Annotated in this window: 21 protein-coding genes; 14 read left to right on the top strand and 7 right to left on the bottom strand. The window is 54.5% G+C overall.

Annotation, left to right across the window (positions count from 1 at the left end; translation table 11 throughout):
* Positions 1-166: 166 nt before the first annotated feature.
* Complete coding sequence (locus tag ACTUJZ_RS11945) at positions 167-337, bottom strand: hypothetical protein (protein WP_463636544.1); 171 nt, start codon at positions 335-337, stop codon at positions 167-169.
* A 552-nt stretch (positions 338-889) separates the two neighbouring features.
* Here ACTUJZ_RS11945 and gltB point away from each other — a divergent pair.
* From gltB to ACTUJZ_RS12000, 11 genes are all read left to right on the top strand, one after another.
* A complete protein-coding gene (gene gltB / locus ACTUJZ_RS11950) occupies positions 890-5356 on the top strand; it encodes a glutamate synthase large subunit (RefSeq protein WP_463636545.1) in 4467 nt (1488 codons plus the stop codon).
* Positions 5357-5364: 8 nt separating this feature from the next.
* The gene (locus tag ACTUJZ_RS11955; protein ID WP_463636546.1) at positions 5365-6780 is read left to right on the top strand and encodes an FAD-dependent oxidoreductase; all 1416 of its coding nucleotides are present in this window, start codon (positions 5365-5367) and stop codon (positions 6778-6780) included.
* A gap of 213 nt (positions 6781-6993) precedes the next feature.
* Positions 6994-7365, top strand: a complete 372-nt coding sequence (locus ACTUJZ_RS11960) for a hypothetical protein (protein WP_463636547.1) — start codon at positions 6994-6996, stop codon at positions 7363-7365.
* Between the two features lie 234 nt (positions 7366-7599).
* Positions 7600-8184, top strand: coding sequence for a DUF2726 domain-containing protein (locus ACTUJZ_RS11965; protein WP_463636548.1), 585 nt, complete (start codon positions 7600-7602; stop codon positions 8182-8184).
* Positions 8185-8328: 144 nt separating this feature from the next.
* Entirely contained in the window at positions 8329-9033 is a 705-nt protein-coding gene (locus tag ACTUJZ_RS11970; RefSeq protein WP_463636549.1) for a 5'-methylthioadenosine/adenosylhomocysteine nucleosidase, read from the top strand.
* Positions 9034-9042: 9 nt separating this feature from the next.
* Positions 9043-9984, top strand: coding sequence for a cobalamin biosynthesis protein (locus ACTUJZ_RS11975; protein ID WP_463636550.1), 942 nt, complete (start codon positions 9043-9045; stop codon positions 9982-9984).
* On the top strand, positions 9981-10820 hold the full coding sequence (locus ACTUJZ_RS11980) for a helical backbone metal receptor (RefSeq protein WP_463636551.1): 840 nt from the start codon (positions 9981-9983) through the stop codon (positions 10818-10820). Before ACTUJZ_RS11975 ends, ACTUJZ_RS11980 begins: the two co-directional genes overlap by 4 nt.
* A gap of 158 nt (positions 10821-10978) precedes the next feature.
* Complete coding sequence (locus ACTUJZ_RS11985; protein ID WP_463636552.1) at positions 10979-11383, top strand: rhodanese-like domain-containing protein; 405 nt, start codon at positions 10979-10981, stop codon at positions 11381-11383.
* A 69-nt stretch (positions 11384-11452) separates the two neighbouring features.
* Positions 11453-11836: a DUF2721 domain-containing protein gene (locus ACTUJZ_RS11990; protein ID WP_463636553.1), complete on the top strand. Its 384-nt coding sequence runs from the start codon at positions 11453-11455 to the stop codon at positions 11834-11836.
* Positions 11833-12423: a GNAT family N-acetyltransferase gene (locus ACTUJZ_RS11995; RefSeq protein ID WP_463636554.1), complete on the top strand. Its 591-nt coding sequence runs from the start codon at positions 11833-11835 to the stop codon at positions 12421-12423. Before ACTUJZ_RS11990 ends, ACTUJZ_RS11995 begins: the two co-directional genes overlap by 4 nt.
* Complete coding sequence (locus ACTUJZ_RS12000) at positions 12420-13745, top strand: NAD(P)/FAD-dependent oxidoreductase (RefSeq protein ID WP_463636555.1); 1326 nt, start codon at positions 12420-12422, stop codon at positions 13743-13745. Before ACTUJZ_RS11995 ends, ACTUJZ_RS12000 begins: the two co-directional genes overlap by 4 nt.
* A 45-nt stretch (positions 13746-13790) precedes the next feature.
* Here the strand turns inward: ACTUJZ_RS12000 and tyrS are convergent, their stop codons facing one another.
* A complete protein-coding gene (gene tyrS / locus ACTUJZ_RS12005) occupies positions 13791-14993 on the bottom strand; it encodes a tyrosine--tRNA ligase (protein ID WP_463636556.1) in 1203 nt (400 codons plus the stop codon).
* A gap of 191 nt (positions 14994-15184) precedes the next feature.
* On the opposite strand from tyrS, the gene ACTUJZ_RS12010 reads away from it, so the two are divergent.
* Both ACTUJZ_RS12010 and ACTUJZ_RS12015 read left to right on the top strand, forming a co-directional pair.
* Positions 15185-16501: an OapA family protein gene (locus tag ACTUJZ_RS12010; protein ID WP_463636579.1), complete on the top strand. Its 1317-nt coding sequence runs from the start codon at positions 15185-15187 to the stop codon at positions 16499-16501.
* Positions 16502-16504: 3 nt separating this feature from the next.
* Positions 16505-17596 (top strand): anhydro-N-acetylmuramic acid kinase, encoded by a 1092-nt coding sequence (locus ACTUJZ_RS12015; protein WP_463636557.1) that lies wholly within the window; start codon positions 16505-16507, stop codon positions 17594-17596.
* Here the strand turns inward: ACTUJZ_RS12015 and ACTUJZ_RS12020 are convergent, their stop codons facing one another.
* Together ACTUJZ_RS12020 and ACTUJZ_RS12025 are read right to left on the bottom strand one after the other, a co-directional pair.
* Positions 17597-18025 (bottom strand): SRPBCC family protein, encoded by a 429-nt coding sequence (locus tag ACTUJZ_RS12020; protein WP_463636558.1) that lies wholly within the window; start codon positions 18023-18025, stop codon positions 17597-17599.
* A 113-nt stretch (positions 18026-18138) separates the two neighbouring features.
* Entirely contained in the window at positions 18139-19929 is a 1791-nt protein-coding gene (locus ACTUJZ_RS12025) for a trans-sulfuration enzyme family protein (protein ID WP_463636559.1), read from the bottom strand.
* A gap of 107 nt (positions 19930-20036) precedes the next feature.
* Here ACTUJZ_RS12025 and ACTUJZ_RS12030 point away from each other — a divergent pair, with 107 nt between their 5' ends.
* Positions 20037-20996 carry a D-2-hydroxyacid dehydrogenase gene (locus tag ACTUJZ_RS12030; RefSeq protein ID WP_463636560.1) on the top strand — a complete coding sequence of 320 codons (960 nt, stop codon included), beginning with the start codon at positions 20037-20039 and terminating at the stop codon, positions 20994-20996.
* 60 nt (positions 20997-21056) lie between these two features.
* On the opposite strand, the gene ACTUJZ_RS12035 is transcribed toward ACTUJZ_RS12030, so the two are convergent.
* From ACTUJZ_RS12035 to ACTUJZ_RS12045, 3 genes are all read right to left on the bottom strand, one after another.
* On the bottom strand, positions 21057-21629 hold the full coding sequence (locus ACTUJZ_RS12035; protein ID WP_463636561.1) for a glutathione S-transferase family protein: 573 nt from the start codon (positions 21627-21629) through the stop codon (positions 21057-21059).
* Positions 21630-21723: 94 nt separating this feature from the next.
* Entirely contained in the window at positions 21724-22068 is a 345-nt protein-coding gene (gene erpA / locus ACTUJZ_RS12040) for an iron-sulfur cluster insertion protein ErpA (RefSeq protein ID WP_463636562.1), read from the bottom strand.
* Positions 22069-22150: 82 nt separating this feature from the next.
* Positions 22151-22891: a DUF6776 family protein gene (locus ACTUJZ_RS12045; protein ID WP_463636563.1), complete on the bottom strand. Its 741-nt coding sequence runs from the start codon at positions 22889-22891 to the stop codon at positions 22151-22153.
* Between the last annotated feature and the right edge of the window lie 65 nt (positions 22892-22956).

A 22956-nucleotide genomic window follows, 5' to 3' on the forward strand; every position in this document is an offset into this window, starting at 1 on the left:
ATAACATGGCGTGCAAGATGTGCAGGGCTGGCGGTAGGTAGTGACCAAATCTTTCAGGCGGACATAAAAAAACCGGTGGTATCAGCAGGCTGACGATACCACCGGTCCGGTTGGGATAAGGGCTTTAGGCTAAAATAAAATGAGAAGTTAACGTTCTGATTTTATTTCAGTTATAGCCTAATACTGCAATGTCTTCGATATCTTCTTCGTCAAAATAAGTTGCTACCAACATAATCATCACCTTTGCGTTTTCTCTGGGTCTATGTTGCAGCCTGACATCCAGCGGGGCTGCCGTGTGCTGCTGTCTGGCCGGGTGAAAGCCCTGGGCCGGCAGCATGCTCTTTGACTAATGCAAAACACCGACCAATTTGTGCTCGGTAGCGGCTCCCTTAATACTGGACGGATCTCTCTACTTTGCTACCGCCCCTCCCCGGCACCTTGCCCTACTGTTTTAACATGACCAAAATCGCAGTAAATACGACTTTTTATGCATAAAGTCCCGCACCATAGTGCACAAAATTGAGGATAGACATCCTAATATCGCAAAAAAGTGAAATTTTCTTTCACCTCACAACAAACAAACAACTCATTGTTATTAATAATAAATATTTATAAACAGCTGAAATTGCCAGTTTCTTAATCTGTTATGAATTGATTTTATCCGGCATTCTGGTTATTTTGTATCACCCGCGCTGCAGAAATGCATAATAATGCGGCGCACATGGCTGGAATCCTCAAAAAATTAATAACAAGACAAACAGACACACATCACAATAGGCCCTATGCGCCTGCTTATAACAAGAATGTCTGACACTGTTGCGGCGTACGCACCTCAACGTACAGTGGCGACCTGTACCTTGCCCAGTCGAAGGTTGAAGGAGTTTAAGAGATGAGTTTATACAATCCCAATGATTCCCGGGATAATTGCGGGTTCGGCTTAATCGCCCATACCCACGGAGAAGCCAGCCATCAGCTGGTGAAAACCGCGATTCACGGCCTGGACAGGATGCAACACCGCGGCGGAATCGCTGCTGACGGTAAAACCGGTGATGGCTGCGGCCTGCTACTGCAAAAGCCGGATGCCTTTTTTAAAGCCATTGCCGACGAGCACGGCTGGCGCTTAAGCAAAAAATATGCGGTAGGCATGATTTTTCTTAACCGCGATCCGCAGGCAGCCCAGCGCGCCCGCGAGGTGCTTAATGCCGAACTTGAACACGAAACCCTGGAAGTAGTGGGCTGGCGTGAAGTGCCGGTCGACGAATCCGTATTGGGAGAGCTCGCTCTGACCGGCGTGCCCAGAATTGAGCAAGTGTTTGTCAACGCCCCGGCGGGCTGGCGTAAGCGCGATCTCGAGCGCCGCTTATATATGGTGCGCCGCCGTGCTGAAAAGCAACTGGCCGACGATGAAGACTTTTATGTGGCTTGCCTGTCAGGACTGGTCACTATTTATAAAGGCCTGGTGATGCCCAAAGATCTGCCGGCCTTTTATGCGGATCTGGCCGATGAGCGCATGCAAAGCGCCATCTGTGTTTTCCACCAGCGTTTTTCTACCAATACCTTGCCCAAGTGGCCGCTGGCGCAGCCGTTTCGTTTTTTGGCCCACAATGGTGAAATCAATACCATCAAGGGTAACCGGGACTGGGCCACGGCGCGGACCGGCAAATTTGCCACTCCGCTGATCCCTGATCTCAAGGATGCTGCACCGTATGTAAATAGCGACGGCTCAGACTCTTCGTCGCTGGATAATATGCTGGAGCTGTTTTTAGCCGGCGGTATGGATTTGTTCCGTGCCATGCGCTTATTGGTACCACCCGCCTATCAGAACAACCGGACCATGGATGACAGCCTGCGGGCGTTCTACGAGTTTAACTCCATGCATATGGAGCCGTGGGACGGCCCGGCTGGCATTGTATTGACCAACGGCCGTCATGTGGCCTGTAATCTGGACCGCAACGGCTTGCGTCCGGCCCGCTATGTGATCACCAAAGATGGCTTTATTACCCTGGCTTCAGAAGTGGGGATCTGGGATTACAAAGAACACGATGTACTGGAAAAAGGCCGCGTCGGCCCCGGCGAGATGCTGGCGGTCGATACCTATACCGGCAAGATTTGGCGCTCCACCGAAATTGATAATGAGCTTAAAGACCGCCACCCCTATCGCGAGTGGTTGGACAAGCATATTCGCCGTCTGACGCCGGTGGAAAAAGCCGATGCATCACAGATTGGTAAGCGGGTGTTTGATGATGACACCATGGCGGTTTACCACAAGCTGTTTAACTATAGTTATGAAGAGATCCAACAGGTTATCAAGGTGCTGGCCAAAGACGGTCAGGAAGCCGTGGGATCCATGGGTGACGATACGCCTATGGCGGTGATGTCATCCAAAACCCGGACCCTGTACGATTATTTTCGTCAGCAGTTTGCCCAGGTCACCAACCCGCCCATCGATCCGCTGCGGGAAAACCACGTGATGTCACTGGCCACCTGTATTGGTCGCGAGCAAAATGTGTTTAGCGAAACCTCCGGCTATGCCGACCGGGTATTGTTTGAATCGCCCATTTTGATGTACACCGACTTAAAACAGCTGCGTGAATTTAGTCCCGAGCACTATTATTCTGAAGTGGTCGAGCTGCAGTACTCGCAGGAAGAAGGCTTACGCAAAGCCATCGAGCGCATCTGTAATGAAGTGGAGTATCTGGTTAAATCCAAGCATGCTGCATTTGTGGTGCTTTCGGATCGTAATATTCGCAAAAACCGCATGCCGATCCCGGCTGCTATGGCGGTGGGAGCAGTACAGCGTCGCCTGGTCACCAAAGCATTACGCTGTGATGCCAACATTGTCGTGGAAACCGCTACCGTACGCGACCCGCATCACTATGCGGTGTTGATTGGCTTGGGCGCCACGGCTATCTACCCATTCCTGGCCTACGAGACCATCGAGCAGCTGTGCGAAAAAGGCCAGCTGGAAATCCCGGTTATGGACGCTACGCTCAATTACCGCAAAGGCATCAATAAAGGCCTGTATAAGATCATGTCCAAGATGGGCATCAGTACGGTAGCCAGTTATCGCTCTGCCAAACTGTTTGAAGCGGTGGGCATCAACAATGAAGTGATGGAGTTGTGCTTTGCCGGTATCACCTCGCGGATCCAGGGCGCCGGCTTTGGCGACTTTGAGCAGGACAATATCAACTTAAGCCGCGTAGCCTGGCTGAAACGCAAAGCCCTGTCACACGGCGGCCTGCTTAAATATGTGCATGACGGCGAGTACCATGCTTATAACCCCGGTGTGGTGATGTCGCTGCAAAAAGCAGTAGTCAGCGGGAACTACGAAGATTATCAGGACTATGCGCGTCAGGTGAACGAACGCGACCCGGCGCATCTGCGCGATCTGCTGGGCTTAAAAGGCAAAGATGAAGCCATCAGCGTGGATGAAGTGGAAGAAGCTGAGCATTTGTTCCCGCGCTTTGACACTGCTGCCATGTCGATTGGCGCACTAAGCCCTGAGGCGCACGAAGCGCTGGCTATTGCCATGAACCGGCTGGGCGGCCAGTCCAACTCCGGCGAAGGCGGTGAGCATCCCTCACGCTTTGGCACCGAGAAAAACTCCAAGATCAAACAGGTTGCTTCCGGCCGCTTCGGCGTGACCCCGCATTACCTGGTCAATGCTAATGTTATCCAGATCAAGGTGGCCCAAGGCGCCAAGCCCGGTGAAGGCGGCCAGTTGCCCGGTGATAAGGTCAATCGCTACATCGCCACCTTGCGCTTTTCAGTGCCCGGCGTGACTCTGATTTCACCACCCCCGCATCATGATATTTATTCCATTGAAGATTTGGCGCAGCTGATTTTTGACTTAAAACAGGTTAACCCGGCCGCGCTGATCTCAGTCAAACTGGTGTCTGAGCCGGGTGTCGGCACCATCGCCACCGGCGTGGCCAAAGCCTATGCTGATTTGATCACCGTGTCTGGCTACGACGGCGGCACCGGCGCCAGCCCGCTGACTTCGGTGAAATATGCCGGTAGCCCGTTTGAGCTGGGCCTGGCCGAAACCCAGCAGGCACTGGTGGAAAATGGCTTGCGTCATAAGGTGCGGCTGCAAACCGATGGCGGCTTAAAAACCGGCCTGGATGTGGTGAAAGCCGCCTGTTTGGGCGCCGAAAGCTTTGGCTTTGGCACCGGCCCCATGGTGGCCTTAGGCTGTAAATACTTACGCATTTGCCATTTGAACAACTGCGCCACTGGTGTAGCCACTCAGGATGAAAAACTGCGCGAAGAGCACTTTATCGGCCTGCCCGAAATGGTAATGAACTACTTTAGGTTTATTGCCCAGGAAGTGCGCGAGATCATGGCCTCACTGGGTGTGCGCAAATTTGATGATTTGGTCGGCCGCACCGACTTGCTGCAGGTACTTGATGGCATCTCTGCCAAACAAAACCGGCTGGATTTGTCGCCGCTGCTGGCCATGCCGCATCCGGGCGAACATACCCGGCTGTTTAATTCGCAAACCACCAATCAGCCTATGGATAAGGGCGAATTGAATGCCCAGCTGTTCAAAGATGGCCAGGAAGCCGTACAGCATAAAACCGGAGCGAGCCTAAGCTACCCGATCCGCAATACTGACCGCTCGGTGGGTGCTTTACTGTCTGGTGAGATTGCCAAGCATCACGGCAATCAGGACATGGAAGACTACCCCATCACCGTGCAGTTTACCGGCACCGCCGGGCAAAGCTTCGGGGTGTGGAATGCCGGCGGCTTACACATGCGCATTGAAGGCGATGCTAACGACTATGTGGGCAAAGGCATGACCGGCGGCAAGCTCGTGATCTACCCGCCTCACGGCGTTCCGTTTGATGCACCTAACTCGGCCATCATGGGCAACACCTGCCTGTATGGCGCCACCGGCGGTAAATTGTTTGCCGCTGGCCGGGCCGGCGAACGCTTTGGCGTGCGTAACTCTGGTGCCGTGGCTGTGGTCGAAGGCATTGGTGACAATGGCTGTGAATACATGACCGGCGGCATTGTGGCGGTACTGGGTAAGATCGGCGTCAACTTTGGTGCTGGTATGACTGGTGGCTTCGCCTACTTGTACGATGTCGATGGGGATCTGGACAACCGCGTCAATATGGAGCTGGTTGAGGTTATGGAAGTGGCCGACAAAAATATTTTGGTGGAGCATCTGCGTGGGTTGATTAATCAGCACTACGAAGAAACCGGCAGCGAACACTCGTTGCGTTTGCTGACAGACTTCACCCACACACTGAGCAAGTTTAAGTTGATTAAACCCAAGACCAGTGACGTGAAAAACTTGCTGGGCCATATCAGCCGCTCCAGCGACGAACTTCGCATTCAGGCGCAGTAGGAGGTTTTATGGCTAAGAATGTATATCAGTTTGTAGATGTTGAGCGTATTGATCCGCCTAAAAAACCTATTCAGGTCAGAAAGTCGGAATTTGCTGAAATTTATCAGCCGCTGAGCCAGTCGCAAACCGAAGGCCAGGCCGATCGCTGCCTGGACTGCGGTAACCCGTACTGTGAATGGAAGTGTCCGGTGCACAACTATATTCCGCAGTGGCTGGCGCTGGCCAACGAAGGCCGTATCATGGAAGCGGCGGAGTTGTCTCACCAGACTAACAGCTTGCCGGAAGTCTGTGGCCGGGTGTGCCCACAGGATCGCTTATGTGAAGGCGACTGTACCTTAAATGACGAGTTTGGTGCGGTAACCATCGGCAGTATCGAAAAATACATCACCGATACCGCGTTTAAGATGGGCTGGCGGCCAGACATGTCTGATGTGGAATGGACCGACAAAAAAGTGGCCATCATCGGCGCAGGGCCAGCCGGTCTGGCGTGCGCCGATGTATTGGTGCGCAATGGCATCAAACCGGTGGTGTACGACAAATACGAAGAGATTGGCGGTCTGCTAACCTTTGGGATCCCGTCGTTTAAGCTGGAAAAAGATGTGATCAAACTGCGTCGGCAGATCTTTTCTGACATGGGCATCGAGTTTCGTCTGAACACCGAAATCGGCAAAGATGTTGAGTTTGACGATCTGATGGAGCAGCATGATGCGGTGTTTTTAGGCATGGGCACGTATAAATCCATGCAGGGTGGCTTTGAGCATGAACGGGTAGAAGGTGTGTTTGAAGCCCTGCCCTTTTTAATTGCCAACACCAACCGTGTCATGGGCATTGAAAAAGATCCAGCCGACTTTATCGATATGAAAGGTAAAACGGTGGTGGTCTTGGGCGGTGGTGACACCACCATGGACTGTGTCCGTACCTCGATCCGTCAGGGTGCCAAAAAAGTGATTTGTGCTTACCGCCGTGACGAGCAGAGCATGCCCGGCTCGCGCCGTGAAGTGGTCAATGCCCGCGAAGAAGGCGTCGAGTTTCGCTTTAACCTGCAGCCGCTGGATATTGCCGTGGACGAGAACGGCAAGGCCGTTGGCGTTAAGCTGGTGAAAACCGAGATGGGCCCGCCGGATGTGAACGGCCGGCGCCGCCCGGTAGAGGTCGATGACTCTGAGCATGTACTGGAAGCGGATGCGGTGATCATCGCCTTTGGTTTTCAGCCCAGCCCGGCCAGCTGGTTTGCCGACTATGGCATCATTCTGGATGAAAAAGGCCGGGTTATCGCCCCGTCCAAAGGCAAATTTGCTTACCAGACTGCCAATCCGAAAATCTTTGCCGGCGGCGATATGGTCCGTGGCTCTGATTTGGTGGTGACCGCCATTGATGAAGGCCGTAAAGCCGCCCATGGCATGCTGGATTTTCTGGGCGTTTAACCACCCTTAAGCCAGCAGTCTGTGGCAGTGCTAATAAGCCGGTATCTTGATTAAACCAAGGCACCGGCTTTTTTGTTTGCCAATCTGCTTGGCCGGCCCCCCGGCATACCCAGCTATCATCTTACATACCTAAACAGACCCCTTGGCCAGTTGAAGCGCCTATCCCCCCCTCCTATAGTAGAAACAAGATAACAACCAGAATTCGAACAGCTTATGAAATTGTTTCGCGCATTGCTGGCCGGTGCCAGCCTGCTGGCGGTATCCCCTGTCAGCGCCACCTCTCAGCCCGACACCCAGGCCTGCCCGGGCGCTTTTTACAGTATTGCGATGCCCGGCGATGCGGTGCAGTGCCAGCGCTTTGACGATGAGATGCCGGCGTCACTGGTGTTTCATTCACCCATGAGTCAAGACCAGATCCTAGCCTGGTACCAGGCTAATATGCCGCAACTGGGTGTGGCGAGTCAGTTCAATGGCCGGGTGGTATTAACCGCCCAGCACAATGCGATTCGTGTTGTGGTCTCCCCGGATAATCAAGGCTCCCAGGTCGACCTGCTAGTGGTCGATAGTTTACTTGCCAGTCAATAGTCTGAGCACTGACAGGGCCTGCGCCCCCAACCAGCGGGCCTTTGTCAGCTTTTTTTCCTTCTTTCCAGCTAGCACAAGCGCGTGCTTCGCGAGCAGTCATACCAAGTTGGCATTCGTTAAGCGTCAAAAAATCACTTTGGCACTGCCTTTGCAAAATCCCTGATGAACATTGTTTTTAACCGGTTTGCGTCAGATTTCTGACACTCCCGCAGCCCGGCATGTCGAGGATGACCTATGGAATTGGCAATTATCTTAATGATGCTGTTGATTGTGGTGGCCGCAGCCGCCATCAAACTGTCTGACAGTGGTGTCGCGTTTCCGTTTAAACGCCGGCCACAGCTGTTTACTCCGGTTGAACATTCATTTTTAAACCTGATTGAGCAGGCGATGGGCCGCGAGTTTCGCATTATCTGTCGGGTGCGCTTATCCGATGTGCTGGCGGTGCGCCAGAGCACCTCAAAAAAGCAAGCCAGTGCAGCGCTGACTCGCGCCTCAGCCCGCCAGCTGGACTTTGTATTGTGTGATAAGCAGGACATGACCCCGGTGCTGGCGGTGGACCTGGTGCATCAAAGTGGCAAAGAAGGCTACAAAGCGCAGCGTGACTGGTTTGTGTCCGGCGCGTTGGATGCCGCTGGTATTCCCCATGCACGCATCAAGGTCAAATCAGGCTACACGCTGGAAGAAATCCGTGAATGCATGGAAACCAAACTGATTGCCTATCGGCGCAAACAACAAAAGCTGGCCCAGGTGCCTACCCATAATCCGGTTACGCCGAAGCGCCCCACCCGCCCGCTACGCTCCAGCCGCGCAGCTGCATAAGCTAACACATCATTTTCTTAGGAAGACAGCCCGCCCCCAGGCGCTGTCTTCCATTTTCCTGCTGTCAGTAGCCGCCAAATCGTTTACCATGAGTGTTTTTTCACAGTTCAATTAGCGCATTTGCCGGCGCTTGGGTAATACACTATGTCAACAATTGGAATTCTGGGCGCCATGGATCAGGAAGTGGCCCTGCTTAAAGAGTCATTATCAGATCTCACCAGCCGCCAGTGGCATCATCTAACCTTTTATGAAGGCCAATTGCATGGCCAATCTATTGTGCTGGTCAAATGTGGCATCGGCAAGGTCGCAGCCACGGTGGGCACCACTGCGCTGATCCAGTTGTATCAGCCGGATTATGTGGTCAATACCGGCTCGGCCGGTGGCTTTGATCAGGCGCTGGATATTGGCGATGTGGTGATTGGCTCTGCGCTGCTGCACCATGATGTGGATCTGACCTTTTTTGGTTATGCGCCTGGCCAGTGCGCTGGCGAGATGCCTGCTACCTACCCGTGCGATGCCCGCCTGATGGACGCAGCTAGCACCGCTACTGCCCAACTGGGTGATGTGAAATACACCACCGGCTTGATTTGTACCGGCGATGCCTTTGTCGGCAGTGATGAAGCCGCCGAAAAGATCCGCCAGACCTTTTCTGATATGAAAGCCTGTGAAATGGAAGGCGCGGCCATTGCCCAAACCTGTTACATGTTAAGCACACCCTTCGTGGTCATCCGCTCACTGTCCGACATCGCTGGCAAAACCTCCACCGTGTCGTTTGCCGAATATCTGGATACCGCGGCCCGTCATTCTGCCCAGCTGGTGATGGGCATGGTGGCCGAACTGGCTGACTAAGACCTTGTGATGGATGCTTGGTGGCAGCAACCTGCTGTGGTTTCTGTGGCAGTGCTGCTTAGTGCTGTGGCAAGCGATGCTCTTTGGCGCTGGCCCCGGGCCAGTCACCCGCTCACGCTGGTGCGCTTTTTAGCCGAAGCCATGGCCGGCAAGGTGCGTCCATCATCTTCTACCAGCGCTCGCCAACACCGAATTTCCGGCTCGCTGGGCGCACTGCTGTTGGTACTGCCACTGGCCATTGTGCTGGCCAACCTGATTGCTCTGGCCTACTACCCGTGGTTTTTTGAAGCGCTGATCCTGCTGGCCATGTTGGACTTTGGCCATGACCGTAAACACTACCGCCAGCTGGTTGGCGCCTTAAAAGCCAATAAAAAACTGCTGGCGCGGGATCGTCTGGCCTTGCTGGTCGCCCGGGACACTCAGCGATTATCCGATATCGGTATTGCCAAGGCCGCCATTGAGGCATTGCTGCTGCGCTTTTATGCCATCTATTGCGGCGTGATTGTCTGGTACCTCATCGCCGGCCCGATTGGCGCGCTAAGCTACCGGTTTTTGCTGGCCATCTGCTGGCAATGGCACGATCGACGCCCGGGCTTTTATCACTTTAACCGGCCGGTGCGCACCCTGATTAAATTACTGATGTGGCCGCCACGGCTGTTAGGCATGCTGTGTATTGCCATCAGCACCAACCCGCTTAGCGCCTGGCGCGGCCTGCGTCAGTGCCCGGCAAAAGACAGTGGCGCCCGCATTCTGGCCATGTTTGGCAGGGCGATGGGTATTGAGCTGGGCGGACCGGCCATTTACCACAGTCAGACTATCCGCTACCCGCGGGTAGGCGGCGCCCGCGCTGTGCGCTTTTCTGATCTGGTGTATGTGTACCGGGCCATCATGCGCGCTGCCATTGTTCTGGTATGCCTGGCCAGCCTGCTGCTACTGGTGCCCCTGCTATGAAGCTCTTGCGTCGCTATTTACTGCACTGCCTGTTTCTGGCCGTTGTGTTATGCAGCCGCCAGGCGTGGGCCGGCCCCACGGTAGTGTCCCTGGCCCCGCATTTAACCGAATGGGTGTACAGCCTCGACTATCAGGACAAGCTGCTGGCGGTGAGCGCGCACAGTGATTATCCGGCGGCCGCCAGTCAACTGTCGCAGGTAGCCGATGCCAACGGGGTGGACATCAAAGCGATTGTGAAACTACAGCCGGATCTGATCCTGGCCTGGCAAGGTGGCAATAAACCGCAGGATATTGCGCGTTTGCGTCAGCTGGGCTTTGCGGTATTTGAATCCGCGCCGCGCCAGCCAGCCGATATCAGCCGTGAGATCCGCGCGCTGGCTACACAGTTAGGCATTGGCGCCCGAGGTCAGGCGTTGACCGCAGCCTATGACAAAACGCTTGCGCGCCTGCAAGCCCGTTATCAAACCGCCCCGCCCCGTCAGGTTTTTTATTATCTGTGGCCCGCTCCGCTAATGTCGGTAAGCAACGAGGCCTGGGCCGCACAGCTGCTGGGCACGTGTAATGCCCACAACGTGTTTGCTGATGCTGACAGTACCTACCCGCAGGTCAGTATTCAGGAAGTGCTGCGCCGCCAGCCAGATTTTCTGGTGGCCGCCACCGGCCGTGACGAGGCCAGTGAAGAAGCTGTGTGGGCGGCACACCGGCAGGTACTGTCCGCGCCCCTGATTGTGGTCAACCCGGACCACACCAGCCGCTTTACTTTGCGCCTGCTGCCAGCCCTGACCCGCTTATGCCAGGCGCTGCACCCTGCCCTGGCCACCCCGCCAGCCAGGTGATTGCCTGTTGGCAGTTAACTAGTAGGTATCGATATATGCCTCGTCGCCATCCTGACCTATACTTAAGCCAATGCGCATACACAGCCGGCCGGGGTCGCCGCTACAGCTTGTTGCGCTTGCGAAGCTGACCATGTCGGTCAGTCCCCCACAGGTGATATATGCATGTAGTCAGACTTATCCTTATCGGCCTTAGCCTGGCCTGGATTACCGGTGGCTGCCGGCCCGCCAGTGTCGATGCTCAGCCCATCACCATGGACCATGCCAGCACGCTGCTGCAACAGGTCGAACAAAAAGAGTGGTTGTTGATTGATGTACGCTCGCCCCAGGAATATGCCCAGGGCCATATCCCCGGCGCGCTCAATATGCCCCATGATCGTATTGACGATTATCTGGCACAGCTGGGCGATGCCAAACACAAGCCCATTATTGTGTATTGCCAGTCAGGCCGGCGGGCACGCATGGTCATGGACACCCTGCGCATGCAGGCATTTAAAGATGTGAGCCATCTAGAGGGCGACATGATGGGCTGGCGCGATGCCGGTATGCCCATTAACCGCATGTAAGCGTATGATGAGTTCAGCGGGCGTCTTTGATAAACTTAGCTTTTAGGCAACTGCGCTGGAAAAGCTTACATGACTATCGATATCGCCACGCCGGCCATGCTGTTTCCGGCCATTTCTTTGCTATTGCTGGCCTACACCAACCGGTTTTTGACCCTGGCCAGCATTATCCGCAATTTTTCCAAAGAAAAATGGGATGACAATACCGCTGCGCAGATCCAGAATTTGCGCCAGCGTATTCAGTTTATCAAACGCATGCAGATTGCTGGTGTTGTCAGCTTTTTTCTGTGTGTGGTGTCGATGCTGGCGATTTATCTGAATTATCAGCTGGTAGGCAACTGGATCTTTGCTGCCAGCCTGATTTGTTTGTTGTATTCACTGTGGATGTCAGTGCGTGAGATCCTGATTTCGGTCGAAGCACTGGATGTTCACCTAAATGGGATAAAATCAAAATGACACAGTCCTCTGCCATTATCTATGCCCCCTTGCAGCCTGAACATTTTGACGGGGTGGTTACCCTGGGCAACCATGTGCATGGCGATAATTATCTGTCGTTAGACAGCCTGGCCAGCATGTTTGAAAAAAGCTTTCATGGTGAGATCAATGCCAGCTGGGTAGCACTGGATGATGAAAAAGTGGTGGGATTTCGTATAACTTATGCCCATTCTCACTGGCAACCCGACAAATGGTGTACGCCAGAACGCTGGCAGGTACCGGCGGATAAAGTCTGCTATTTCAAGTGCAACACAGTGTCGCCGGATTATCAGAGCTGTGGGATTGGCAGTACCATGCTTTCCCACTCCATTGACAGTGCTCGCCAGCAAGGCGCCCTGGCTGGTCTGGCCCACATCTGGTTAGCCAGCCCAGGCAACAGTGCATTTAAGTATTTTAGTAAAAATGGCGGCGAGCTGATCAAAAAGCACCCGGACAAATGGCGCTACGAAGCCTTGTATGAAGGCTACGACTGCCCGGTATGTAACGGCGTGTGTGCCTGTGAAGGGGCTGAAATGCTGCTGAAATTTGAGCCTTTAGCACAGCCATGAGTTACGATCCGTTAGTCAGCCCGGCGGTGGACCCGGCGATGCCGCGCCCGGCCACCTATTGGCACAGTACCTGTGAGCCAACACAATTTACCGCCCTGAAACGCGATACCGAGGTGGATGTGCTGGTGATTGGCGGCGGCTATACCGGCTTATCGGCGGCATTGGAGCTAGCCGAACAGCAGGTCGGCCGGGTGGCGGTGATCGACAGCCACTCCATGGGCTTTGGTTGCGCCGGGCGAAATGCCGGCTTTGTGCTTAGCGGCAGCGGCCGACTGGGCCCAACCGCACTGGCCAAAGCCTACGGCAAAGATAAAGCGCGGCTGATCCAACAAGAATATGATGCTGCTGTCAGCCAGCTGCAAGCGGCCATCAGCCGCTATCAGATTGACTGCGACCTGGTCGAAGGCCCCTATTACAAACTGGCCCACACCGCCAAACAAGCCCGCCAACAAGGCCAGACCCTGGCTCAGTTGCAACGCGAATTTGGCTCTTCGGCCAGCGTGCTCAGCCAACAGGAATTGCAGGCTAAACTGCCCATTCGCGGGTTTCATGGCGCCACGGTGCAACCCGGCCTGGCACTGAATCCGCTTAAACTGGTGGATGGTCTGGCCCGCGCCGCGCAAGCCGCCGGGGTCGACCTGTATGCGCAAACCCCGGCCACAGCCGTTGAGCCTGCCATTGGCGGCGGCCATCAGGTCACCACCCCAGGCGGCACCGTGCATGCCCAGACGGTGCTCATTGCCAGTAATGCCTACACCAGCAAGCACTTTCATGCCAGCGTCGATAACCGCCAGTTTCCGGTCCAGTCCAGCATTCTGGTGACCGAGCCGTTAAGCGAGCAAGAGCAGCAGGCTACCGGCCTGAGCCAGCCGGTGACCTTTATGGACACCCGCATGATGAAATACTATTACCGCTTGTTGCCGGATAACCGACTGCTGTTTGGTGGCCGTGGTGAGGTGACCGGAGCCGCATCCGCCCATGGCCAGGCGCGGCTGGCCAAAGCCATGGCCTGCAGCTTTCCGGCACTGCGCAACAAACCGGTCAGCCATTTTTGGAGTGGCTGGGTGTCAGTATCTTTGGATAGTTTGCCAAGGGTGTGGTTTGATGCGCAGCAGCGCATTGGTTATGGCATGGGGTATTGCGGGGCCGGGGTGGCCTTTGCCAACTTTGCCGGGCGGCGGTTGGCACAACAGGCGATAGACCCCACCAGTGTGCCAGACTTGCCGTTATACAATCAGCCCCTACCGAAATTCCCGCTGGCCGGTTTGCGCCGGCTCGGCCTGCGCGCGCTGTACGCCTGGGCCCGGGTGGCAGAACGCTAATGGGTGCCCTGGTCAGATAAAACCCCTGCCCAGGGTCACCGACGCTTAGGCGGTGACAGTCACTCGCGCAAATTTTCGTTTCCCTACCTGATACACCGCTTCACCGGGCTCGGTAATTTGCAGGCGGGTGTCTGAGACTTTTTCACCGTCAATTTTTACCGCACCTTGTTTGATCATGCGAATGGCATCGGAGGTCGAGCCCACCAGATTGGCTTGCTTAAGCAGGTTGCCAATAGCCAGCGCACCATCTTCCATGGCCACTGTCAGCTCTGGCATGTCATCGGGAATCGCATTTTTTTGAAAGCGCTGGACAAAATCCTGATATGCGCCTTCGGCGGCAGCTTCATCGTGAAAACGCTCGATAATTTCCCGCGCCAGCAAAATTTTGATATCCCGCGGATTGGTGCCCGCTTCAACCTGGGCTTTGAGCTCGGCAATTTCTTCTAACGGGCGGAAGCTTAACAAGTCAAAATAACGCCACATCAAATCATCCGACACCGACATGATTTTGCCAAACATCTCGTTGGGCGTATCAGTAATGCCAATATAGTTATTCAATGACTTGGACATCTTCTGCACCCCGTCCAGGCCTTCCAGCAGCGGCACCATCACCGTGGTTTGGGGGCGCTGGCCATTTTCTTTTTGCAGCTCGCGACCCATCAGCAGATTAAAGCGCTGGTCAGTACCGCCCAGCTCCACATCAGCTTCTAATGCCACCGAATCCCAGCCCTGCACCAGGGGATACAAAAATTCATGAATGGCGATGGCCTGGCCATTGTTGTAACGCTTTTTAAAATCATCGCGTTCCAGCATGCGGGCCACCGTCTGGCTGGCCGCCAGTTTGATCATGCCGGCCGCGCCCAGCTTATCCATCCACTCTGAATTAAAGCGGATCTCAGTTTTAGCTGGATCCAGAATTTTGAACACCTGCTCCTGATACGTTTTCGCGTTTTCCAATACCTGTTCGGGGCTAAGGGGCTTGCGAGTTACATTTTTACCTGTAGGATCCCCAATCAGCCCGGTGAAATCACCGATCAAAAACACAACTTTGTGGCCGAAGTGCTGGAACACCCGTAACTTATTAATAAGCACGGTGTGACCCAGGTGCAAATCTGGCGCTGTGGGATCAAAACCCGCTTTAATTGTCAGGGGCTTACCTGATTTGAGCTTTTCAATCAGGTCGTCTTCAGGAAGAATTTCATCAGTCCCGCGTTTTATTTCAGCAAAAGCGGTTTGCCAGTCACTCATCAGCTAGTCCACACGTTGTCAGGTTCGGATTAAATCAGGGCGTGCATTTTACGCATGTGAGTGAACCAATGAAAGGTTTACGCATCAAATTCAGGATTCAGGACTGGCAGTGTCTAAAAAAAGCACTATGATAAGCGAGTCAGATAGCAACGGGCCAGGCCATTGATGGCCGCCCCGGGTTGGGCAGTATGATGAGAATGAATGTAAAAAATAATCTTTTTGTTAATACCTTACGCCGGCTACCCCGGCCCCACCGGACCGGCTTAATGGTCGGCAGCCTGTTTTTGGGTGGATTGATTTTATTACCGTCGGACCCGGTAGAAGCCAGCCGGCATCAGGATTCTTTGATATTGGATGCCGGTGTGCGTTACCCGGTGGATCTGTCAGTGGACGGTGCCGAGCAGCTAATGCTGGGCGAGGACGATACCGGCTGGACCCAGTACACGGTGCGTAATGGTGACACCCTGGCAAAAATTTTTAAACGCGCCGGTTTTTCGGCCCGCGATACTTATAATGTGACCCAGGCTGGCGAGCTGGCCAAGACTCTGGTGACGCTGGTGCCGGGCGACAAGCTGCAATTGCGTGCGGCTGCCGATGGTGCCTTTGCCGGCCTAAAATACGTGGTATCGGCCAAAGACACCCTGGTCATCACAGCCGATGACGAGGCCCAAATGCAGGCCGAGCTGCAGACTAAAGAAGTCGAAACCCGGGTCAATTTTGCCCAGGGCGATATCGACAGCAGCTTTTGGAAAGCCGCCGTCAATGCAGGCCTGAGCAATAATCAAATCATGAACCTAGCCGGTATCTTTGGCTGGGACATTGACTTTGCCATGGAAATTCGCCAGGGCGACAGCTTTAGCATCGTATTTGAAGAACACTTTATTGACGGCGAGTTTGTTGGCTATGGCGATATTGTGGCAGCCGAATTTACCAATCAGGGCGAAACCTTCACCGCCATTCAGCATACCGATGGCAATTACTACACCCCGGAAGGCCGCAGCATGCGCAAGAGCTTCTTGCGGGCGCCCATCAACTTTAAATATGTCAGCTCCAATTTTACTAAAAAACGCTTCCACCCGGTGCAAAAACGCTGGAAATCACATAATGGTACTGACTATGTGGCAGCCACCGGCACTCCGGTGATGGCTGCTGGTGACGGGCGTGTCATTAAAGCTTCATATAACCGCTTTAATGGTAACTATGTGTTTATCCAGCATGGCGAAAAATATGTCACCAAGTATCTGCACTTTAAGAGTAAAGCAGTTAAAACCGGTGATACTGTCAAACAAGGCCAGGTGGTGGGCTATCTGGGCAGTACCGGCATGGTCACCGGCGCTCACTTACACTACGAATTTTTGGTCGACGGCGTGCATCGTAATCCGCGCACTGTGGAGCTGCCTAAAGCCAACCCCATTGACCGCGATCAGCGCGAGGCCTTTATGGCGCTGGCCGAAGATCGCCTGGCCATGTTAACCAATAGCAAGCGCGTTATGCTGGCCATGCAATAAGCCATGGGCCTGTACATTGGCCTGATGTCAGGCACCAGCATGGACGGGGTGGATGCGGTATTATGCCGCATTGATGCACAGCAGTGTACTACCCTGGCTGCTGCCAGTGTGCCCTACCCGCCGGCCCTGCTGGCCCGGTTACATCAGCTGTGCCAACCTGCTGATAACGAAATTATGCAGTTAGGCGCGCTGGATGTAGAAGTGGCCCGGGTACATGCCAAGGCAGTGTACGCGGTGCTTGCCCAAAGCGGCCAGCCGGCCGCCGCCATCAGCGCTATCGGTAGCCATGGCCAGACAGTTCGCCATCATCCGCAACATACTGTTCCCTTCACCCTGCAAATTGGCGATCCCAATACCCTGGCGGTACTCACTGGCATTAATGTGGTAGCCGATTTTCGGCGTAAAGACATCGCCCTGGGCGGCCAGGGTGCGCCGCTGGTGCCAGCCTTTCATCAGGCGGTTTTTGGCGCAGGACGAGCCCGAGCTATTGTCAATATTGGCGGGATTGCCAATGTGTCGCTGTTAGGCCCTGACGGGGTACAGGGCGGCTATGACACCGGCCCGGGTAATACTTTAATGGACCACTGGATCTTTGCGCATCGACAAGAGCGCCTGGATAAAGATGGTGCCTGGGCTACTGCCGGCCAGGTGGATCAGGTGTTGCTTAAGGCGCTACTGGCCGACCCGTATTTTGCCCAGCCCGCCCCTAAAAGCACCGGCCGTGAGTATTTTAATCTGCCATGGCTACACACATTTCTTGCTGCATTGCCCCACTCGCCTGCCCCGGCGGACGTTCAGGCCACCTTGTGTGAGCTGACCGCAGTCAGCATCGCCCGGGCAGTGCCAGAATGTGAGGAAGTGTATGTGTGTGGCGGCGGGGCCTATAATAAAGCATTGATGCAGCGCCTGGCAGCGCATGTGCCGGGCAGCGTAGTTGCCTCAACAGCAGTGCTGGGAGTTGACCCGCAACAGGTGGAAGGCGCCGCTTTTGCCTGGCTGGCCTGGGCCTACGACCATCAGGTACCGGGCAATGTGCCGGCGGTCACCGGCGCGGCGCGTGCAGCCGTGCTTGGTGCCCGGTTTATTGCAGAATAATTAGCGCGGCAGATCGCCTAAGCGGGCCAGGCGGTCAAAGCGGGCTTCCCACAGTTGCTGGGTGTGCTGCCACATGGCGGTATCGGCCAGCCCGCTATGGGTTAAATGCAACTCACTGTGGCGGTCGCGCAAGTCGGTAAAGCGCACATCCACCGAGGTTTCGGTTTGCTCATCGGCTTTTAAGGTAAACAAAATCTCTTCATTGGGAAAAATCTCTACGATTTGCCCGCTGTAATGTTCACCGCCCTCTTCCTGCTCACTGACAAATTCCATTTCAAATTCTGCGCCTTTTTCCAGGTTCATAACAATTTTTTGTAAGCGCATGGCATCACCGGAAAACCATTGCACCAGCAGTTCGGTTTTGCAAAAACACTGAAACAGCCGGTTCACCGGCATGGCAAATTCCTGATGAAGTGACAACTCGTGCATGAGGCAGGTTCCTGTAAAGCGGTGTTACGCCTTTGTACGTGGCCGGCCGCGCAGCCGATTAGACCAATCCGCATACTGTGTGCAGATTGGTCTTTTAATCAACTGTGGCCAGGCTAGCTATTATCCTCTTCCTGCATGATAGCGGCCATACTGGGCGCGGCGCTGTAATACTGGCTGGTCACATCCTGCGCCACCTGCTGATACAACTCATCCACTGCTTTGAGGCTCATAAACTGTTGGCAAAAGCCCGGATGGTCCGGCTCAATAAAATGGCGGGCCGCTAATATAAAGTGGCCGATGAGCTGTTTTACATTGTCGGTGCCCATGGCAATACGCATGGTGGTCAGCTCAATGCCAGCGCGCTTTTGCTCTTCTGCGCTAAGCTCTGAGTGGGAGGTAAGCGCTGGACACAACACGATGGTATTGTGCTGGCCGATACTGACCTGGTGGCTAAACGCCGGCTCCAGCGCATCAAAAAAGCGCGTAAACACTTCTCGCGATATGCCGGCATCGGCCATATCCACGGTAAACAGGGTGCACGGCCAACCATGATTGTGTTGCTTTTCTTTTAAGCCGGCATTGCGGTGAGAGGCCACCGCATGGCTGTTGACCCGAATCGCTTTGTGATGATTTAAAAACGCGGTAAACACCTGAGTATTGATGACCTTGTTCATGATCCGCGCATCCAGGGTTTTCATGCCGTTGAGCACATCAAAGGCTTTTTCGGAGTCCAAAAACGCGCCCTTGATATAGTACACATCCCAGAACAGGGTTTGCGACCAATCGACCCCGTGCATACTGCTGCCTTTAGGCTGGAACATCCGATACCCTGGGCCAATCACCACGCCGGCAGTGGTGGCACCGCTGCCGCACAGATCCTTGGTATAACTGTGAATGAGATAATCCGGCCGGGCGGCTTCGTTACTGTGTTGCAACGGCTGGTGCAGCACTGGCGTAGCCAGGGTCGAGTCCAGCATCACCAGCGCATCATGCTGATGGGCATATTCACAGATGGCCGGCACATCAAGCACATAGCCGTGGGGGTTACAGGGCGACTCCACATATACATGGATCTTGCTGCCCTTATCCAGCCGGTCACGATAGCGGTCACGGGTCTTATCAAAAAAGTCGATAAATTCGTCTTCGCTGTAACCATCAAACCAGGCCAGCTGAATATCCAGCCGGTTGCCCCGGGCATAAAAATCGTGCAGTAACTGATACACCCCACCATACACATTGCGCGACACCACTAACACATCGCCATGGCTGAGCACATTGGCCAGCACTGCATCAATGGCAGCCATCCCGGAGTTAAAATTCCAGGCCAGATAATCGGCTGAATAAGGCCCGGCTTCCATGTCCACAATGGCATTGGCCAGCGAGATATTGGTGGGGTTTAATAAGCGCGAATAAATCTGGTGGGTAAATTCTTTGCCCTGAAACGCATCGTCCACCCATTCGGTACAGGCGTAGACATAGGTGGCGGTGCGCACCACCACCGGCGTGGCTGAAAACAGCGCAGTCACATTATCAAACAAGGGATAATGATGCTGGCTGGTTTTGCCGGTAGCCAGGCTTTGCCAGGTTTTACGAAACGGATTTTGCAAGGTGTCGAGCACCTTGGCCAGCTGAAAGGACAAAAACTTTTTGGCATTGAACCAGGCCACGCGATCTTCTTTATTAAGCTCGCTTAAGGTCTGGTTGGTGATTTCCCACAGCGCCGATACATCGGCCTGAGCGTGATACAAATGACTGGCCGTGCGAGCCAGAGCCTGGCCGTATTCAGATTGCTTATCAATGCCAAAATGGGCAAGCTGTTCGTCCACCAGCCCATCCACAGTGGTGGCTTCGGTGGTATTGCGCCGCGGCGATAGGCAGCGCGCATGATCAATTGGGTTAGACATAATACATTCTCATGATGACTTCACCCCAAAATGTAAACGTTTTGCTAACAATTAATAAACAATTTAGCTGTAGAAGATAGCCAAGTAACAGGAAAGAAAAGTTTACTATGACAGACACCGCTTCCAGTCTGACCATTACCATCTTAAGCGACGAGTATGCCCAGTATGAGCAAGCGCTTACCGCTTACACCGACCCGGGATTTACCATCGCCTGTGCCACCGATGATCCGGCGCAGGTGGCCACCGATGAGGTGCAGGTGATGCTGGCTGACCCCGGACTGGCGGCCGCGATCATTGATGACTGTCATCAACTGCGGTGGCTGCAATCGGGCTGGGCCGGCAACACGCCGTTGGTAAATGCCGCCAAACGCGACTATGTACTGACCGGGGTCAAAGGTGTATTTGGCCGTCAGATGCGTGAATATGTGTTTGCCTATCTGCTGCATTTTTCGCGCAATGTGGCCGGCTTTGCTGCTGCCCAGCAGCGCCCGGATTCGCCCAAATGGCAAGCGCCGCCCTACCAGTATCTGGCTGGCACCACGCTGGGTATCGTCGGCGCCGGCTCCATCGCTGGCAGCCTGCTGCCGGTGGCTGATGCTCTGGGCATGCAAGTGGTCGGCCTGCGCCAGTCGGGCAAGGCCACCCCTGGGTATCAGGCCATGTACAGCACGGCGCAAAAAGTCGAATTTGCCGAGCAATGTGATTATATGGTGAATCTGCTGCCCGACACCCCGGCCACCCGTCATCTGATTGATGGCGACATGCTGGGTGCTCTGGGCTCACAAGGGGTGTTTATTAATGCCGGGCGTGGCAATGCAGTGGTGCAGGACGAGTTACTGGCGGTGCTGGATGCCGGGCAACTGCGGGCAGCGGTGCTTGATGTATTTGAGCAGGAGCCGTTGCCCGATGCACATCCATTTTGGCAGCATCCGCGCATTCTAGTTACTCAGCATACCGCCGCCGCCTCAGACCCGGCCGATATTGCTGAACTAATGCATCAGAATGCTAAACGCTACCTGGCCGGCGCTCCGCTGGAGCATGTGTTTGATTTTGAAAAAGGGTATTAGGGCTGGCCGACCGCGTAGTCAGGGCCGGTTTGCCCTGACTACGCTGGGAATGTATAGCTGTTAGTGGCGGGGATCGGTAGCGGTGATCTCAATCCGATCCACGTGTTCTTCACGAAAGGTTTTCAGCGCGTCGAGATGCTCCATGCTGTGCAGATGACGAAACTCAATCCAGTCAATCAGACAGTACAGGCAAATGGCCGGGTAGGTCCACTGGGTAAACTGGCCACTGCTGACCTGGTCATTTAATGCACGCAAGCTGGCATCAATCCGCTCGCGCTGCAGGCGCACAAACATGGCATCCCTGTCCGCTTCGATGTTGGAGCGCTTCATCTGGAATAACACCACAAAGGCATCATTGACCGCATCAATCATGGTCAGCTGATTTTCTTCGGCCCAGGTCAGTGGCGCCAGATCCAATTGATCACTTAAGTAGCGCTGGATCACCCGCGAATCGAATACGCGCTGGCCGCCATCATCCAGATAGGGCACTCGCAAAATGGGGGTTTGGCTGGCCATGGTTTTGCGGTCGTCGCCTTCATAAATATTCAGGTCGACAAATTCGTGCTCGGTATTGGCCAGCAGGATACGAATACGCCGTACATAGGGCGATGTGGTGGATCCATACAGTTTCATCGGTGCTCCTTAAACAATGCCGGACTGAAGCTCTTTACGCAGCAGCCTCGGCCACAGACCACATCAGTGGGCATTCGCACCGAAGCCACATATTTTATACGCTGAAGCTGGCTCCACAGCCGCAGGTGGTGGTGGCATTGGGGTTTTCCACCACAAAACGCGAGCCTTCCAGCCCTTCTAAATAATCAACCACGCCGCCTACCAGATATTGCAGGCTCATAGGATCGACCACTAAAGTCACATCGTCTTTATCGATGGTCATATCGCCTTCGTTGACCTTTTCGTCAAACGTAAAGCCATACTGAAAGCCAGAGCACCCGCCACCGGTTACATACACCCGCAGTTTCAGCTCAGGATTTTCTTCCTCGGTAACCAATTCCTTCACTTTTTTTGCTGCCGCATCCGAAAACTCAATGGGCAACGCTGTTTCTACAGACATACAAACCTCGTCGTGTGGGAGAAATACGCCCGTGTTGAGCGCTAAGGGTAAATTATCTAACAGACCGCGCCTGCGATCAATGTTAGCCGCGCTCTTGCGCGTCTGATTCAGCCTGCGGTGCTTGCTCCACCACTGCGCGCCATTCCTGGACCAGCGAAAAATCCTCTATCTTGGTTTTATAGCGATATACCTGGCTACGCATGGAGACCGATTCGGGGCTAAAGCCTTGCGGCAACGTCAGGCCAATATCTACCGCCTGAAAAAACTTAAAGCGGTATTTTAGCGGCCCGTCGGGCAAAACGTCGGGGGAGCCGCTACACACTTTGGCCGCTTCCCCGGCGCGCTGGCCATGCACGCAAATGGTCAGATGGCCCTGGATCACCGCCCGACGCTCCAGTTGTTGTAACAAGACCATCTGCAAGCGATACGCCTGCGGCCCTTCGGACGTAATCGCCAGGCCATCCACAATCAGGCCTTGTTCTGTGCGCTCAGGCGCTACCACCTGGCGGTAAAAAGCCAGCGACTGCTCGGCCTCATCCAGGCTGGCGCGGGTGTTGGCCTGCGCTTTGAGCAGGCTAGCCTGCTCCAGACGGGCCAGCTCCAGTTGGGTTTGCAATTGATGGATCTGGGTCAGCAACGCATTATTTTCCTGCTGTAATACAGTCAGGGCGCGCTGGGTATTTTCAAGGGTGTCGCGGGCTACGCGGTGTTCGGTGGTCCCCAACCCGTAGCCAAACACCATCATCAGTAGCAACGCCAGGGCCACCAGCCAGCTTAGCCGGTTACGCCCCAGGTAATTTTTTAATTCTTCAATCGACATCATAGTACCGGGCTAAAAGTTCGCCCCATCATCGGTTAGGAAATGGTTAGGCATGTGGTAAGCTTATG

This window comes from Alteromonas sp. WD8-37, assembly GCF_055326825.1.

What these genes read in the sequence shown, in the direction of transcription:
- ACTUJZ_RS11945 (WP_463636544.1), bottom strand. Translation starts at nt 337, where the DNA reads ATGCTGCCGGCCCAGGGCTTTCACCCGGCCAGACAGCAGCACACGGCA.
- gltB (WP_463636545.1), top strand. Translation starts at nt 890, where the DNA reads ATGAGTTTATACAATCCCAATGATTCCCGGGATAATTGCGGGTTCGGC.
- ACTUJZ_RS11955 (WP_463636546.1), top strand. Translation starts at nt 5,365, where the DNA reads ATGGCTAAGAATGTATATCAGTTTGTAGATGTTGAGCGTATTGATCCG.
- ACTUJZ_RS11960 (WP_463636547.1), top strand. Translation starts at nt 6,994, where the DNA reads ATGAAATTGTTTCGCGCATTGCTGGCCGGTGCCAGCCTGCTGGCGGTA.
- ACTUJZ_RS11965 (WP_463636548.1), top strand. Translation starts at nt 7,600, where the DNA reads ATGGAATTGGCAATTATCTTAATGATGCTGTTGATTGTGGTGGCCGCA.
- ACTUJZ_RS11970 (WP_463636549.1), top strand. Translation starts at nt 8,329, where the DNA reads ATGTCAACAATTGGAATTCTGGGCGCCATGGATCAGGAAGTGGCCCTG.
- ACTUJZ_RS11975 (WP_463636550.1), top strand. Translation starts at nt 9,043, where the DNA reads ATGGATGCTTGGTGGCAGCAACCTGCTGTGGTTTCTGTGGCAGTGCTG.
- ACTUJZ_RS11980 (WP_463636551.1), top strand. Translation starts at nt 9,981, where the DNA reads ATGAAGCTCTTGCGTCGCTATTTACTGCACTGCCTGTTTCTGGCCGTT.
- ACTUJZ_RS11985 (WP_463636552.1), top strand. Translation starts at nt 10,979, where the DNA reads ATGCATGTAGTCAGACTTATCCTTATCGGCCTTAGCCTGGCCTGGATT.
- ACTUJZ_RS11990 (WP_463636553.1), top strand. Translation starts at nt 11,453, where the DNA reads ATGACTATCGATATCGCCACGCCGGCCATGCTGTTTCCGGCCATTTCT.
- ACTUJZ_RS11995 (WP_463636554.1), top strand. Translation starts at nt 11,833, where the DNA reads ATGACACAGTCCTCTGCCATTATCTATGCCCCCTTGCAGCCTGAACAT.
- ACTUJZ_RS12000 (WP_463636555.1), top strand. Translation starts at nt 12,420, where the DNA reads ATGAGTTACGATCCGTTAGTCAGCCCGGCGGTGGACCCGGCGATGCCG.
- tyrS (WP_463636556.1), bottom strand. Translation starts at nt 14,993, where the DNA reads ATGAGTGACTGGCAAACCGCTTTTGCTGAAATAAAACGCGGGACTGAT.
- ACTUJZ_RS12010 (WP_463636579.1), top strand. Translation starts at nt 15,185, where the DNA reads ATGAGAATGAATGTAAAAAATAATCTTTTTGTTAATACCTTACGCCGG.
- ACTUJZ_RS12015 (WP_463636557.1), top strand. Translation starts at nt 16,505, where the DNA reads ATGGGCCTGTACATTGGCCTGATGTCAGGCACCAGCATGGACGGGGTG.
- ACTUJZ_RS12020 (WP_463636558.1), bottom strand. Translation starts at nt 18,025, where the DNA reads ATGCACGAGTTGTCACTTCATCAGGAATTTGCCATGCCGGTGAACCGG.
- ACTUJZ_RS12025 (WP_463636559.1), bottom strand. Translation starts at nt 19,929, where the DNA reads ATGTCTAACCCAATTGATCATGCGCGCTGCCTATCGCCGCGGCGCAAT.
- ACTUJZ_RS12030 (WP_463636560.1), top strand. Translation starts at nt 20,037, where the DNA reads ATGACAGACACCGCTTCCAGTCTGACCATTACCATCTTAAGCGACGAG.
- ACTUJZ_RS12035 (WP_463636561.1), bottom strand. Translation starts at nt 21,629, where the DNA reads ATGAAACTGTATGGATCCACCACATCGCCCTATGTACGGCGTATTCGT.
- erpA (WP_463636562.1), bottom strand. Translation starts at nt 22,068, where the DNA reads ATGTCTGTAGAAACAGCGTTGCCCATTGAGTTTTCGGATGCGGCAGCA.
- ACTUJZ_RS12045 (WP_463636563.1), bottom strand. Translation starts at nt 22,891, where the DNA reads ATGATGTCGATTGAAGAATTAAAAAATTACCTGGGGCGTAACCGGCTA.